This is a genomic window from Pseudomonas sp. Z5-35 (assembly GCF_051131945.1).
Taxonomy (GTDB): domain Bacteria; phylum Pseudomonadota; class Gammaproteobacteria; order Pseudomonadales; family Pseudomonadaceae; genus Aquipseudomonas; species Aquipseudomonas marvdashtae.
The window spans coordinates 4,474,804-4,488,356 of sequence record NZ_CP071640.1; the positions used below are offsets into that span (position 1 = coordinate 4,474,804).

General features: G+C 60.5%; 12 protein-coding genes. 5 read left to right on the forward strand and 7 right to left on the reverse strand.

What is annotated here, in order from left to right; all coding sequences use genetic code 11:
* The first annotated feature begins 75 nt into the window (after positions 1 to 75).
* Positions 76 to 780 (forward strand): trehalose operon repressor, encoded by a 705-nt coding sequence (gene treR, locus J3P95_RS20545; RefSeq protein ID WP_434558518.1) that lies wholly within the window; start codon positions 76 to 78, stop codon positions 778 to 780.
* A 351-nt stretch (positions 781 to 1,131) separates the two neighbouring features.
* Here the strand turns inward: treR and J3P95_RS20550 are convergent, their stop codons facing one another.
* The 3 genes from J3P95_RS20550 to J3P95_RS20560 form a co-directional block, all read right to left on the reverse strand.
* Positions 1,132 to 1,656 carry a helix-turn-helix transcriptional regulator gene (locus tag J3P95_RS20550; RefSeq protein WP_434558519.1) on the reverse strand — a complete coding sequence of 175 codons (525 nt, stop codon included), beginning with the start codon at positions 1,654 to 1,656 and terminating at the stop codon, positions 1,132 to 1,134.
* 4 nt (positions 1,657 to 1,660) lie between these two features.
* Positions 1,661 to 1,936: a hypothetical protein gene (locus J3P95_RS20555; protein WP_434558520.1), complete on the reverse strand. Its 276-nt coding sequence runs from the start codon at positions 1,934 to 1,936 to the stop codon at positions 1,661 to 1,663.
* 459 nt (positions 1,937 to 2,395) lie between these two features.
* Entirely contained in the window at positions 2,396 to 3,130 is a 735-nt protein-coding gene (locus J3P95_RS20560; RefSeq protein ID WP_434558521.1) for an SDR family NAD(P)-dependent oxidoreductase, read from the reverse strand.
* Between the two features lie 112 nt (positions 3,131 to 3,242).
* On the opposite strand from J3P95_RS20560, the gene J3P95_RS20565 reads away from it, so the two are divergent.
* From J3P95_RS20565 to J3P95_RS20575, 3 genes are all read left to right on the forward strand, one after another.
* Positions 3,243 to 3,605, forward strand: a complete 363-nt coding sequence (locus J3P95_RS20565) for a winged helix-turn-helix transcriptional regulator (RefSeq protein ID WP_434558522.1) — start codon at positions 3,243 to 3,245, stop codon at positions 3,603 to 3,605.
* Between the two features lie 84 nt (positions 3,606 to 3,689).
* On the forward strand, positions 3,690 to 4,478 hold the full coding sequence (locus J3P95_RS20570; protein WP_434563923.1) for an alpha/beta hydrolase: 789 nt from the start codon (positions 3,690 to 3,692) through the stop codon (positions 4,476 to 4,478).
* 319 nt (positions 4,479 to 4,797) lie between these two features.
* On the forward strand, positions 4,798 to 7,107 hold the full coding sequence (locus J3P95_RS20575) for an autotransporter outer membrane beta-barrel domain-containing protein (protein ID WP_434579880.1): 2,310 nt from the start codon (positions 4,798 to 4,800) through the stop codon (positions 7,105 to 7,107).
* A 196-nt stretch (positions 7,108 to 7,303) separates the two neighbouring features.
* On the opposite strand, the gene guaA is transcribed toward J3P95_RS20575, so the two are convergent.
* The 4 genes from guaA to J3P95_RS20595 form a co-directional block, all read right to left on the reverse strand.
* Positions 7,304 to 8,881 carry a glutamine-hydrolyzing GMP synthase gene (gene guaA, locus J3P95_RS20580; RefSeq protein ID WP_420231535.1) on the reverse strand — a complete coding sequence of 526 codons (1,578 nt, stop codon included), beginning with the start codon at positions 8,879 to 8,881 and terminating at the stop codon, positions 7,304 to 7,306.
* Positions 8,882 to 9,009: 128 nt separating this feature from the next.
* Positions 9,010 to 10,479: an IMP dehydrogenase gene (gene guaB / locus J3P95_RS20585; protein WP_434558524.1), complete on the reverse strand. Its 1,470-nt coding sequence runs from the start codon at positions 10,477 to 10,479 to the stop codon at positions 9,010 to 9,012.
* Positions 10,480 to 10,629: 150 nt separating this feature from the next.
* On the reverse strand, positions 10,630 to 11,178 hold the full coding sequence (locus tag J3P95_RS20590; protein WP_434558525.1) for a sugar ABC transporter ATPase: 549 nt from the start codon (positions 11,176 to 11,178) through the stop codon (positions 10,630 to 10,632).
* 69 nt (positions 11,179 to 11,247) lie between these two features.
* On the reverse strand, positions 11,248 to 11,973 hold the full coding sequence (locus J3P95_RS20595) for a sulfite exporter TauE/SafE family protein (protein ID WP_434581162.1): 726 nt from the start codon (positions 11,971 to 11,973) through the stop codon (positions 11,248 to 11,250).
* 198 nt (positions 11,974 to 12,171) lie between these two features.
* On the opposite strand from J3P95_RS20595, the gene xseA reads away from it, so the two are divergent.
* On the forward strand, positions 12,172 to 13,551 hold the full coding sequence (gene xseA, locus J3P95_RS20600) for an exodeoxyribonuclease VII large subunit (protein ID WP_434558526.1): 1,380 nt from the start codon (positions 12,172 to 12,174) through the stop codon (positions 13,549 to 13,551).
* The last annotated feature ends 2 nt before the right edge of the window (positions 13,552 to 13,553 follow it).

The window sequence follows — 13,553 nt, forward strand, 5'->3', positions numbered from 1 at the left end:
ACAGTCGAATGGACAATCTCCCACTTGGCCCGTAAGGTTCCGCCCCGGTGAACAGCGCGGTACAGAGCCCTTTCCATGAGTAAATACAACCAGATCTACAACGATCTGCTGAACAGCATTACCACCGAACGCTTGGAGCGAGGCGCCCGCCTGCCCTCCGAAACCGAACTGATGGACAGCTATCAGGCCAGTCGTGGCACCGTGCGCAAGGCCATCGAGCAACTCCAGGAGCGCGGCTTCGCCCAGAAGATCCATGGCAAGGGCACTTTCGTACTGTCCACCCAACCCATCGAATTCCAACTCGGCGGCATCGTCAGCTTCCAGGAGACCTACCCGCGCCTGGGCAACGATGTCAGCACCGAAGTGGTCGAGTTCAGCCAGTTGCCGCTGGAAGGGGCCTTGCTCGAGCACATCAAGGCGCCCATCGGCAGCCAGATAACCCGCATCAAGCGGGTCCGGCGCATCGATGGCAAACGGGTGATCCTGGACATCAACCACTTCGTCAGCGACGTGATCCCCGGCCTGACCCGCGACATCGCCGTGCAGTCGATCTACGCCTTCATCGAACAGACCCTGCAACTGCAGATCGCCTACGCCCAGCGCACCATCGAAGCGGTCCGCTGCGGCAAGGACGACCAGCAACACCTGGACCTCGAAGGCCAGAGCCATGTGATCGTGGTGAGTAACCAGACCTTTCTCCAGGACGGCCGACAGTTCGAGTACACCGAATCGCGGCATACGCTGGATAAGTTTTATTTTTCGGATGTGGCGCGGCGGTGAACACAGAAAGCCGTGTGGATACGGGTTCACACGGATTTGACTCGACCACAGCTTCTTTAATACCCAAGTCTGAAGGGCTTCAGCGGTCGACGGGCTTTCCCGGACGATGTCGATCGATCACAACATCACCCGCTCCGCCGTCTTCCTCAAACCCCCGCGAGACGGCTACAGCGATTTCGGCCCATACCCCTACCTGTTGCAGCGCGGGCATTCCAGAAATGATGTCGTGCTCCTGATCCTTTAGCTAACGGTTAAGGTTGTAAAAAAACGATTAGATAACAAGAGTCGCGCACAAAAACGATTACTCCTGCCAATCGGCTCGTCAAACTGAGGGGAGGCTGAGCATGACTGTCACCCAACCAAAGCTTTCAACTCTTCGGAAGCCATACCAGGCACCCGTCGGCTTTCTTTCGCAACGTTGACCTGCAACGCCACCAGGGCCAAATCCAACACATTTTTGGTAAGCGAATAGTTGCCCCTGACCTGCAGCCAACGCAGAACATCCGCCAAATGCCAGAGAGATGCACTCCCCTCGTGCACCGGCGTCGGGAAGCTGCCCGGATGAGCCAACATCAGCTTGCGCATATTCTGCCGAGACACCCCTACGATCTCCGCTACATCGGTCAGCCCGACCAAATCAGGCGCCACCTCGATCAATTTGGCCGACGGCACCGCGCGATGAACGTCGGACAGAGCGCTAAGCACTGCCTTGGCCGCATCAGGAGCCTCGCGCGTGAACTCAAGCGCCAGCCGTCCCGGTTGCCCGATACCCACCAAGGCATCGTCGCAGCCCGCTTCTCCCAGCCGCTCGACCAGTTCATCCATGGCACAGCCATCGTCAGGGAGCTGATATTTCAAGGTAAAAATATATTCCATTGTTCTATTCCTCAGCATCGTCATCAGCATCGCGCTGGTTGCGATGCGCAGTGCAATTGTCCACGACGCGTCGCAATGCTCGCGCATGGTTGCCAGGGTTTTTCGGCGTGCTCCATATCGATGTGATGCAGAACTCGCCACAACGGCACTCCGCCTCTTTGTATGGGCAATAAGCCCGTCCCCAGGCGTGACTGCCGCCAACGTCTACGCGCCACCCCTGCCCTTCGGCATGCCTGAGCGCGTCTTCGATTTCTTTTTTCGGGTGCGTTGGACGAATCATCCGTGATCTCCAGTATTCGCATCATCCGCCAGGTTGTCAAATGACAACCCAGCGGATCGCTTTCAAACGCCAGCGTTTAGCGCCCACATCCGCTCGGCAGCAGCTTTGGTACAAAGTGGTTCGCAGACGTTGCGACAGCGCTCCGCACCATGCCGGCGAAATACACGTTGGGTTCCGCGACAGATGGTAAGCATTTCTCAGTGCCGTTGAGGCGGGGAATCGTAGCGAAAGGTGACTATGCTGGGATGCGTTGCAGCCCAAAGCCGTCATTGCGGTGTCTCAGGCCGATCCTGGTCGGCTTTGATTGGGGCGCTTCGCACCCCAGCGGGAGCAAGCTCCCTCGCCACGGTTTTGTGTTTGGCTGGCAATGACCGGGCCTTTCAAGCCCCATCATTTTGCACACACCAAATGGGTTACCACGTCTTACAGGCTCCGACCTATCGAATGGGGCGTAGCAATTCAGATCTGCGCCAGGCCACCGTCGGCGGCGACCTCGCTGGCGGTCATGAAGCTGCTGTCCGGCGATGCGAGAAAGGCCGCCACCGCTCCGATCTCCGCCGGTTCTGCCATGCGCTGGAGCGGATTCATCGAGGCGAAGATCTTCATGCCCTCCTCGCCCAGCGCAGCCTTCGCCAGTTCGGTCGCCGTCGGCCCGGGTGACAGCACGTTGACCCGGATGCCGCTGCCCTTCAGGTCCTCTGCCCAAGTCCGCGCCAGATTGCGCACTGCCGCCTTGCTCGCGCTGTAGACGCTGAATGCCGGGGCACCCGTGGTGCCGGCACTGGATCCGGTCAGGATGATCGAACCGCCCTCGCCCATCAGCGGCAGCGCCTTCTGCACGGTGAAGATCGAGCCCTTCACGTTGGTTTCGAAGATTTCGTCAATGTGCTCGGCGGTGATCTCGCCGAGGGCAAGCGGGCTTCCCGCCCCGGCATTGGCGAAGACGATGTCGAGGGTTCCGCGCTCGGCTTTCACCGCCGCGTAGAGTCGGTCGAGGTCGGCCTGGTCGGAGACCGAGCCCTTCACCGCGCGGGCATTGGGCCCGAGCTCAGCCACAGCAGCGTCTAGCGCTTCCTGTCGGCGGCCGAAGATAAAGACGAACGCGCCCTCCTCGATGAAGCGCTTTGCTGCGGCGAGGCCGATGCCGGTAGCGCCACCGGTGATCACCGCAGTCTTTGCGTTCAGTTTGGTCATGTCGTGCATCCTTCTTGGAGTGATATGCAAGCAGGGAACTGTTTGCTTGAGAACGAGGATGCAGCCCTGATAACCTAAGGACAAGTATGCACCTTTTGGTAAGTATCAAAAAATGACCCAATCTACTGAAACCTGCGACACCGGCTGCGGGCTCAACGCCACGCTGCGCATCATCTCGGGCAAGTGGAAACCACTGGTCCTGTTTTTTCTGCGCGACGGCCCGAAACGCTACGGCGAACTCAAGCGTTTGATCCCAGGCGTCAGTGACAAGGTGCTGATCCAGCAATTGAAAGACCTGGAAGCCGATCACGTGCTGGCGCGGACCGACTACAAGGAAGTGCCGCCGCGGGTGGACTACGCGCTGACCCCGCTCGGTCGCAGCTTGGCCGAGGCAATCGTCCCGCTGTGTACATGGGGGACCGAAAACGCGGCGCAAATGGCGAGCATCTTCGCCAAACGCGACGCGTTGCCTTAGAAATTGCCAAACCCCAAAAAGCCAAAAGCCCGCAATCAAGCGGGCTTCAGGGTGTTCCCCAGCTTCTATAAAAGCTGCATGGTGATGATCAGCGCGCTTCTCATCGCCTGCCAATCGCCGCGCGAGTCACTGCAACAATTGGCTCAGGAGCACGGCCGACAATCGGAGGTCCTGCCGGGACACGCCTTCCCCCTCTTCATAATCGCGCCGCAAACTACAGAAAAGATGACTCGCCTGCGGGTCTATTTGGAAGGCGATGGCCATTCCTGGGCGACGGCCACTCGACCCAGCCTGGATCCGAGTCCGCACAATCTGTTGGTGCCACGGCTGGCGGTCGATGATCCGACACCGAATGTTTACCTGGCACGTCCTTGCCAGTTCGTCATGGCCGCAGCCTGTCAATCAGCACTCTGGACCCATCGACGATTTTCCCAGGAAGTGGTCACCCACCTCAGCCAGGCGCTGGACCAATTAAAACAGCGATATGGCAATAGGGAGTTCGAACTGGTGGGTTACTCAGGTGGAGCCGCTCTTGCATTATTGTTAGCGGCGCAGCGCAATGATGTTACCCAGGTGCAAACCCTTGCTGGCAATCTCAGTCCCCGTCTGTGGGCGACGATGAAAGGCCTGTCGCCACTCGACGGTTCACTCGATCCGCTGGACTATCGAAAGCGACTCGCCTTGTTGCCCCAGCGTCATCTCATTGGAGACGCAGACCGGATTATTCCAGGTGACTTAGCGGATAGGTACCAACAGGCGCTTGGCTCGCCCCTCTCCGAATGCGTCCGTGTGCCAGGAGCAAGCCATGATAAGGGGTGGGAAGCGACATGGAGCCGATGGGTTAAAACTCCGTTGGCACATGAGACTCCTTAGATGAGAAGTGGGCAGGTCCGTTTGAAAACATCCGAATCACATCCTCCTTAGTGCCTGACCCGGGCCAGCCGCAACGACAATCTAAAGTTCAACTTAATTGCTGGATAATGCGGTAAAGCCTCAAAAAACCACTGTCGCGTCGCATTTTTTAACGGCGTCTTCTTCATTTATTCTTTTTATGGTGAATTGTCCTGCAAGCATCGTGTAAATTTGCACGCGCTTGAATCAGCCATTCACTGACAAGCTGGCAAGGATGCCCAAAACAGACGCTGACGCGCAGGTTGTTCCTTGCCAGTTTCTGCCCTGTAAGGATACTGCTTTGAACATTTCCCACCTGCGCCGCTCGTTGTTGGCGCTGTCCGTCGCGGCTACCACTGCCACTGCCCATGCCGCACCCGCACCCGCACCCGACCTCAACCACGACCTGAGCACAGGGGCATACAGCAGCTCCGGTGATGTTTTCAATAACGCCACCTTCACCGGGACGTCGCAAAATGCAGGGGTAGAGCTGACCAACGTGACCCTGGCGGGCAAGCTGGTCAACCAAGGCAAAATCAACCTGACGGCTGCAAACCCCAGCGACATCCCTGCCGGTATCTCCATGACACTCAACTCCACCGTCGCTGGCGATCTAATAAATGATGGTGACATGGCGGTGAGCGGCAACGGCGCCATGGGGCTGGACCTGTATCTGGCGAACATCGCTGGTGAAGTGAACAACAACGGCAACATCACTGTAACTGGCGAAAATGCCAATGGCATGATGATCACCTCGACCCAGGCGCACATCAACAACTCGGGCACTATCACCGCTCGCGGCATCGACTCGGCGGGTATCGAGATCGAGAACGCTCGATTTACCGGCCAGATGACAGGCGCTCCCTTCAAGAGTGATATCAACAACAGCGGGACTATCTCCGCCGACGGAGTCGGTATCCATTTTCTCAGCCTCGATACCTCCGGCGGTTTCGACACCCTCACCATCAGGCAGACAGGCGGCCTGATCGAAGGCGGCACCGCAGCAATTTTGGCGGACGACGATGCCTCCCCTTCGTATTTCTACTGGCAAGGTGGTCAGGTCAACGGTGACCTGCTGGGCCTGAGTGGTGTGCTGGTGCAAGGGGACGCGATGTTCGATGGCTCGACCATCCGCGCCGGTTTCGTCGATATCGACGGTGGCCGCCTGACGCTGCTTCGCCCGCAGACTACGATTGTGGGCGATCTCGACATGGACAGCGACACTGCGCGCCTGCGCCTGCTGCTGGACAACAACACACTGGCCAATACGCCGATTTTGAAAGTCACCGGCAATACCTACTTCTCTCCCGGCAGCCAGATCGAACTGCAGGCTCGCTCCGACGACTTCCGCACGTCGGCCCAGGGCACCCGCTACACCCTTCTCAACTCTGGCACGTGGGAGGACCCGCAGAACCTGTCCGTGGTTTCCTCCTCGGCGCTGCTCGAGGTGAGGAACTTCGGCATTGAAGGCCAGGACGTGAAAGCACTGGTTGCCACCCGCAGTGATGAGGTGATTACGCAAGACCTGCTGGGTGCCCGTGGTTCGCGCAACGCGGTGAACGCCATCAATCCATTCAAGAACACGGTCATGGGCCAGATGGACGAAAGCGACCCGGTGTTCCAGCGTTTCGCCAACGCAGCCACCAGTGAAGACCTGGCCAAACTTGCCGAAACACTGGCTCCAGACGTCAGCCGTGGGGCGATCAACGCTGCCACCAGCAGCCAGAACCTGGTCGCGAGTGCTATCAACCGTCGCGCCAGCAAAGGGCGTAGCGGTCTGTCCTCCGGTGACGTCCTGGCAGAACAAGGCGTATGGCTGCAAGCGCTGTCCAGCGATGCCAACCAGGACCGCCGCCACGGTGTTGATGGCTACGACGCCAACACCAACGGCATCGCCGTGGGTGCCGACGGCAAGCTCAACGCCGATACCACCTTGGGCCTGGCCTACAGCTACCTGACCAGCGACGTCAAATCCGACCTGGGCAACAAAACCGACGTCAGCGGCCATGCACTGACCCTGTACGGCAACTGGACCCGTGACAACTTCTTTGTCGACACCTCGCTGATGTATGGCTGGAACGACAACGAGTCCAAACGCTACATCGCCGATACCCGCGCCAAGGCCGACTACGACAGTGAGATCTTCGGCGTCAACGCACTGGCAGGCTACACGTTCCAGCTCGACAAGCAGTGGCTGCTGGAACCACAGATCGGCGCGCGCTATGCCAACGTAACGATGGATTCGTACCGTGAAAAAGGTAGCTCAGCCGCCCTCAACGTCGGCAGCCAGCGCTATGAAATCGGCGAAATGGGCCTGGGCGCTCGTCTGGCGGCGGCTTTTGACGTAGGTTTGGGCAGCCTGGAACCGGAAGCCAAGCTGATGGCTTGGCACGATTTCATCGGCGACAAGGCCGGCACCACCTCCACCTTCGTGCTCGGCGGTACGCCATTCACCACTACAGGCGCGACACCGGCACGCGACAGCTACGAGCTGGGACTGGGCGCGAACTACCGCGTAGGCGCGTGGAGCGTGGGAGGGACGTACAACTACCTGACCAGCAGCGGCTTCGACGCCGACACCTTCACCGCAAACGTGCGTTACGATTTCTGATCAACGTTTGCGCCTTAAACAACAAAACCCGCCGATGCGGGTTTTGTTGTTTAAGGCTGAGGGTAAAGCTCGTAAGCGCCTGGCGTCGCTGGATCAAAACCGTCCCAGGCCGCAACTGCCTCTGCGCAGAAAAGCGCTATGGATACCCTGTCGGCATTGCTCTACCGAACAGGGTACAAAGCGTTGCGGACGAACCTCATTCCCACTCAATCGTCGCCGGCGGCTTGCTCGACACGTCATAAGTCACGCGAGAAATACCTTCGATCTCATTGATGATCCGCCCGGAAACGGTTTCCAGCAGCTCGTACGGCAGGTGTGCCCAGCGAGCGGTCATGAAGTCGATGGTTTCCACGGCGCGCAGCGCCACGACCCAGGCGTAACGACGGCCATCGCCGACCACGCCCACCGATTTCACCGGTTGGAATACCACGAACGCCTGGCTGACCTTGTGGTACCAGTCGGCCTTGCGCAGTTCTTCGATGAAGATGTGGTCGGCACGACGCAGCAGGTCGGCATATTCCTTCTTCACTTCGCCGAGGATCCGCACGCCCAGGCCCGGGCCCGGGAATGGGTGGCGGTAGACCATGTCGTAGGGCAGGCCCAGTTCCAGGCCGAGGCGACGCACTTCGTCCTTGAACAGTTCGCGCAGCGGCTCGACCAGTTTCAGGTTCATCTCTTCCGGCAGGCCACCGACGTTGTGGTGGGACTTGATCACGTGGGCCTTGCCGCTCTTGGCGCCGGCCGACTCAATCACGTCGGGATAGATGGTGCCCTGGGCCAGGTACTTGATGTTGTCCAGCTTGTTGGACTGGGCATCGAACACGTCGATGAAGGTGCGGCCGATGATCTTGCGTTTCTTCTCCGGGTCGGACTCGCCGGCCAGGTTGTTCAGGAACTGTTCTTCGGCGTTGGCGCGGATCACCTTGACGCCCATGTTCTCGGCGAACATGGCCATCACTTGCTCGCCTTCGTGCAAGCGCAGCAGGCCGTTATCGACGAAGACGCAGGTCAATTGGTCGCCGATGGCCTTGTGCAGCAGCGCGGCAACCACCGAGGAGTCGACGCCGCCGGACAGGCCCAGCAGCACGTTGTCGGTACCGACCTGGGCACGGACTTGGGCAATGGCGTCTTCGGCGATCTTCGACGGGGTCCACAGGGCTTCGCACTCGCAGATGTCGAGGATGAAGCGCGACAGGATGCGGCCGCCCTGCTTGGTGTGGGTCACTTCCGGGTGGAACTGCACGCCGTAGTAGCGACGATCGTCGTTGAACATGCCAGCGATCGGGCAGCTCGGGGTGCTGGCGAGGATGTGGAAGTCTTCCGGCATCTTGGTGACCTTGTCACCGTGGCTCATCCACACGTCGAGGCCGAACAGGCCATCGGCGTCGATGTGGTCTTCGATGCCGTCTAGCAGGCGGCTCTTGCCGACCACGTCGACGCGGGCATAACCGAACTCACGCAGGTCCGAGCCTTCGACCTTGCCGCCCAACTGCTCGGCCATGGTCTGCATGCCGTAGCAGATACCGAAGACCGGCACGCCCAGGTCGAACACGGCTTGCGGGCAGCGCGGGCTGTCGGCTTCGTGTACGGACTCGGGGCCGCCAGCGAGGATGACACCTTTGGGAGCGAATTCGCGAATCGCTTCGTCATCCATGTCGAACGGATGCAGTTCGCAGTACACGCCGATCTCGCGCACGCGGCGGGCGATCAGCTGGGTGTACTGGGAGCCGAAGTCGAGGATCAGGATGCGGTGAGCGTGAATGTCGAGGGCCATGGGAGAAACTCTGAAGAGCAGTTGCAAGCCGCAAGCCGCAAGCTGCAAGTTGATCGGGTAATACGCGGTGGCTGCTGCAGCGCAACCACCGCTTGTAACTTATAGCTTGTGGCTCAAAGCTGTCGGCGTCAGCCGACCCGATAGTTCGGCGCTTCCTTGGTGATCTGCACGTCGTGGACATGGGACTCAGCCATGCCAGCGCCGGTGATGCGGACAAATTCCGGCTTGGTGCGCATCTCTTCGATGTCGGCGCTGCCGGTGTAGCCCATGGAAGAACGCAGGCCGCCCATCAGTTGATGGATGATGGCGCTCAGGGTGCCTTTGTACGGCACGCGACCTTCGATGCCTTCCGGCACCAGCTTCTCGGCACCCGCGGAGGAGTCCTGGAAGTAACGGTCGGAAGAACCCTGGGCCTGGGACATGGCACCCAGCGAACCCATGCCGCGATAGGCCTTGTAGCTACGACCCTGGAACAGTTCGATCTCGCCCGGCGCTTCTTCGGTACCGGCGAACATCGAACCCATCATCACGCAAGACGCGCCGGCGACGATGGCCTTGGACAGGTCACCGGAGAAGCGGATACCGCCGTCGGCGATCAACGGCACGCCGGTGCCTTCAAGGGCGGCGGCGACGTTGGCGATGGCGCTGATCTGCGGCACGCCGACACCGGCGACGATGCGCGTGGTGCAGATCGAGCCAGGGCCGATACCGACCTTGACCGCGTCGGCGCCAGCTTCGGCCAGGGCCTTGGCCGCAGCGCCAGTGGCGATGTTGCCGCCGATGACCTGCACGTCAGGGAAGTTCTGCTTGACCCAGCGAACGCGGTCGATCACGCCTTTGGAGTGACCGTGGGCGGTGTCGACCACCACCACGTCAACGCCGGCATTGACCAGGGCCGCGACGCGGTCACCCGTGTCCTTGCCGGTGCCGACCGCAGCGCCTACGCGCAGACGACCTTGATCATCCTTGCTGGCCAGCGGATAAGCCTTGGCTTTTTCGATGTCGTTGACGGTCATCATGCCCTTGAGGGCGAACTTGTCGTCGACGATCAGCACGCGCTCGATGCGGTGCTTATGCAGCAACTCGCGGACTTCGTCCTTATTGGTGCCTTCCTTGACCGTGACCAGGCGCTCCTTAGGCGTCATCACTTGGCGAACGGAGGCATCCAGGCGGTTCTCGAAACGCACGTCGCGGGAAGTGACGATGCCGACCAGGTCGCCATCGTGCAGTACCGGAACGCCGGAGATGTTGTGCATGCGGGTCAGTTCGAACAGATCCCGGACCGTGGCATCCGCCTCGATGGTGATCGGATCCTTGACCACGCCAGCCTCGAACCGCTTGACCTTGCGCACTTCGGCGGCCTGCTGTTCGATGGTCATGTTCTTGTGGATGATACCGATACCGCCTTCCTGGGCCATGGCAATGGCCAGGCGGGCTTCGGTCACGGTGTCCATGGCAGCGGAAACCAGCGGGATATTCAGTTCGATGCCACGGGTGAGACGGGTCTTGAGACTGACTTCGTTAGGCAGTACTTCGGAATATCCGGGCACTAGGAGAATGTCGTCGAAGGTCAGAGCTTCTTGGCTGATACGCAGCATCGCGGGGGCTCCCGAGCGGGAAAATGGAAGCGCGCCATTATACTCATGGACCCCGTCTGGCTCAATGTAAAACTCTGTCTATTATTGGCGGGGTGATTGACTGGCTAAAACCAACAGGGTTTGTGTGTTTCTCTTAGGAGTTGTGACTCGCTACAACTCAACCCTCACCCAACTCACCGGCAGATCGAGCCAGTCGGCGAACTCATCGAGAAAGTCCTGCTTGAACCCCGCTTCGAGCCAGTTATTGAAAATGAACCCCAGGTTCGAGAAACCGCAGGGCTGGAGAAACAGGAACCCGTTGATGTCGTCTTCATGCCCGCATTCGGGACAAGTGAAGTTGTCGGTGCGCCCCGGCATCCAATCTTCCAGGCTTTCGAACAGCGCCTCGCCGATTTCCCGGCGGCACTCGGCGCAGCCGGCTTCTTCGAGAAAACCCTTGGCCGGCGTATAGATGCAGCGCTTGGTGATGATCTCCAGGCCGTTGACCGGTTCGCCGAACGGCAGCGCGTCGGGATGCAGGACCACATGGCGGGCACCGGGGGCGATGGCGTGGGCCATGCGGTTGCCGGTGCGCCCGCAAGTGGTCAGTTGCTCCTCGACGATATTCTTGCGCACCAGCCAGCGCACGATCGCCCGGGCCCGGGGCTCGTGGACCGGCAGGGTGGAAATTTTCGGGACGATGATGCTTTGCGAATTCATGGCGAGGCCTGGCTGTTTCCCTGGCGGGTCTGATAGAAGGCCGGCAGCTTAATCCCTGGCCGAGCCAGGTCAAGCACTCAGGTAGCGCACGATCAACGCAATGCCGCTGGCGAGCACCAACCAGGTAACCAGGCGCACGAACGCCTCTCGCGACATTTTCATGGTCAAGCGACGCCCGACCCACAGCCCCAGCGCCATGGCCGGCAACAAACACAACGCCAGTACCAACAAGGGTAGCTCGGCATATACCCCAGCGACGATGAACAGGCTCAAGCGCACCACCGTGCTGCAACTGATCAACGCGCTTTGAGTCGCCCGGGACGCCTCCTTGGGCAAACGGCTGTTGAGGTAGATGGCATATAAAAAGCCGCCACTGCCGAACAACGCACCGAACATCCCGCCCACCGTTCCCATCGGCAGCGCCCACAGCGCCGACAACTGCGCCGGCCGGGTTTTTATCAACAGGCTGTAAATCGCATAGGTGCTGATGAACAGGCCCATCAACAACAGCAGCAGATCGGACTTGAGGTTGAGCAGGAAGATCACGCCCAAGGTGCACCCAACCGCCATGCACGGCAACAACCGCAGCAACTCGGGCCGGGCGACGTCTCGCCGCGAGGGCAACAGATTGCCGAACGCCGCGACAAAATCCAGCAGCACCAGCAGCGGCACGATCTTCGACAGCGGCATGTACAGCAGCAAGATCGGCGCGGCCACCAACGCGGTGCCAAACCCGGCGATACCGAAAACAATGTAGGCCAGGATGATCGCAAGCCCGATCACCAGCCATTGCATCGGTGCGAATGCCCACTGGCCCAGCCATGACAAAAGCTCCACCCGGCACTTCCCTGAGGACGAAAGCGGCGACTTTAGCCAGATGTGTCGCGGCATATCCAGCATTTATGCTGACGGACCTGTCCGTAATGGAGCTAATGGAGTCGAAATGTCTGCGCTCATGGAGATTCACCTGCGAATCCCCTTATCATGCCGCCCATGATTAAAGATCCCTTTGCCCGACTGGGCCTGGACCGCGAGGTCTTGACTGTCAGCCAGCTCAACGGCCGCGCGCGGGTGCTGCTCGAAGACGTGTTCAGCAACATCTGGGTCGAGGGCGAAATCTCCAACCTCGCCCGGCCCGCCTCTGGCCACGTGTACTTCACTCTGAAGGACAGCGGCGCCCAGGTGCGTTGCGCACTGTTCCGGCAGAACGCCGCGCGGGTGCGCCAGGCCTTGAAGGACGGTTTGGCGGTGAAGGTACGCGGCAAGGTCTCGCTGTTCGAGGGTCGCGGCGACTATCAATTGATCCTCGACACCGTCGAGCCGGCCGGCGATGGCGCCCTGCGCCTGGCCTTCGATGCCTTGAAGGAAAAACTCAGCGCTGAAGGCCTGTTCAGCGCCGAGCGCAAGGTGCCGCTGCCGGCTCACCCGCAGCGCATCGGGATCATCAGTTCGCCCACCGGCGCGGTGATCCGCGACATCATCAGTGTGTTCCGCCGCCGGGCGCCGCAGATTGCCCTGACGCTGATTCCCACCGCCGTGCAAGGCCGCGAAGCCACCGGGCAAATCGTCCGCGCCTTGAAACTGGCGGACGCCCGCGGTTTCGATGCGTTGATCCTGGCCCGGGGCGGCGGTTCGCTGGAAGACTTGTGGTGCTTCAACGAAGAAGCGGTGGCCCGCGCGGTGGACGCCTGTGTCACGCCGATCGTCAGCGCCGTCGGCCATGAAACCGATGTCTCCATCAGCGATTTCGTCGCCGACGTGCGCGCGCCGACGCCGTCCGCCGCCGCCGAACTACTGGCGCCGGATGCAGGCGATTTGGTTCGCCGGGTTGAAACCCTGCATCGCCGGTTGGTGATGCGCATGCGCGACCGGTTGATGCGCGATCAACTTCGCCTCGAAGGCCTGACCCGACGCCTGCGGCATCCCGGCGAACGCCTGCGCCAGCAAGCCCAGCGCCTCGACGACCTGGACATGCGCATGCGCCGGGCCTTCGAACGCAGTCTCAATACCCGTAACGAGCGTTTGATCCGCCTGGAGACTCGCTTGGCCGGGCAACATCCGGGCCGGCAACTGGCGATGTTGCGCCATCGCCTGGAGAGCCTGGCCGAACGCCTGCCCCGGGCCATGCGCGAAGGCCTGAAAACCCGGCGTGTGCAGTTACAGAACCAGATGCAGACGCTGCACATCGTCAGCCCCCTGGCGACCCTCGGCCGTGGCTACAGCATTCTGCTCGACGAGCGCGGCCATGCAATCCGCAACGCCGCACAGACCCAGACCGGCCAGCGCCTGACTGCCAAGCTCGGCGAAGGCGAGCTCCTGGTGCGGGTCGAAGACAATCACCTGACGCCGGTCACCCTTTCTCTACTGGATTGATT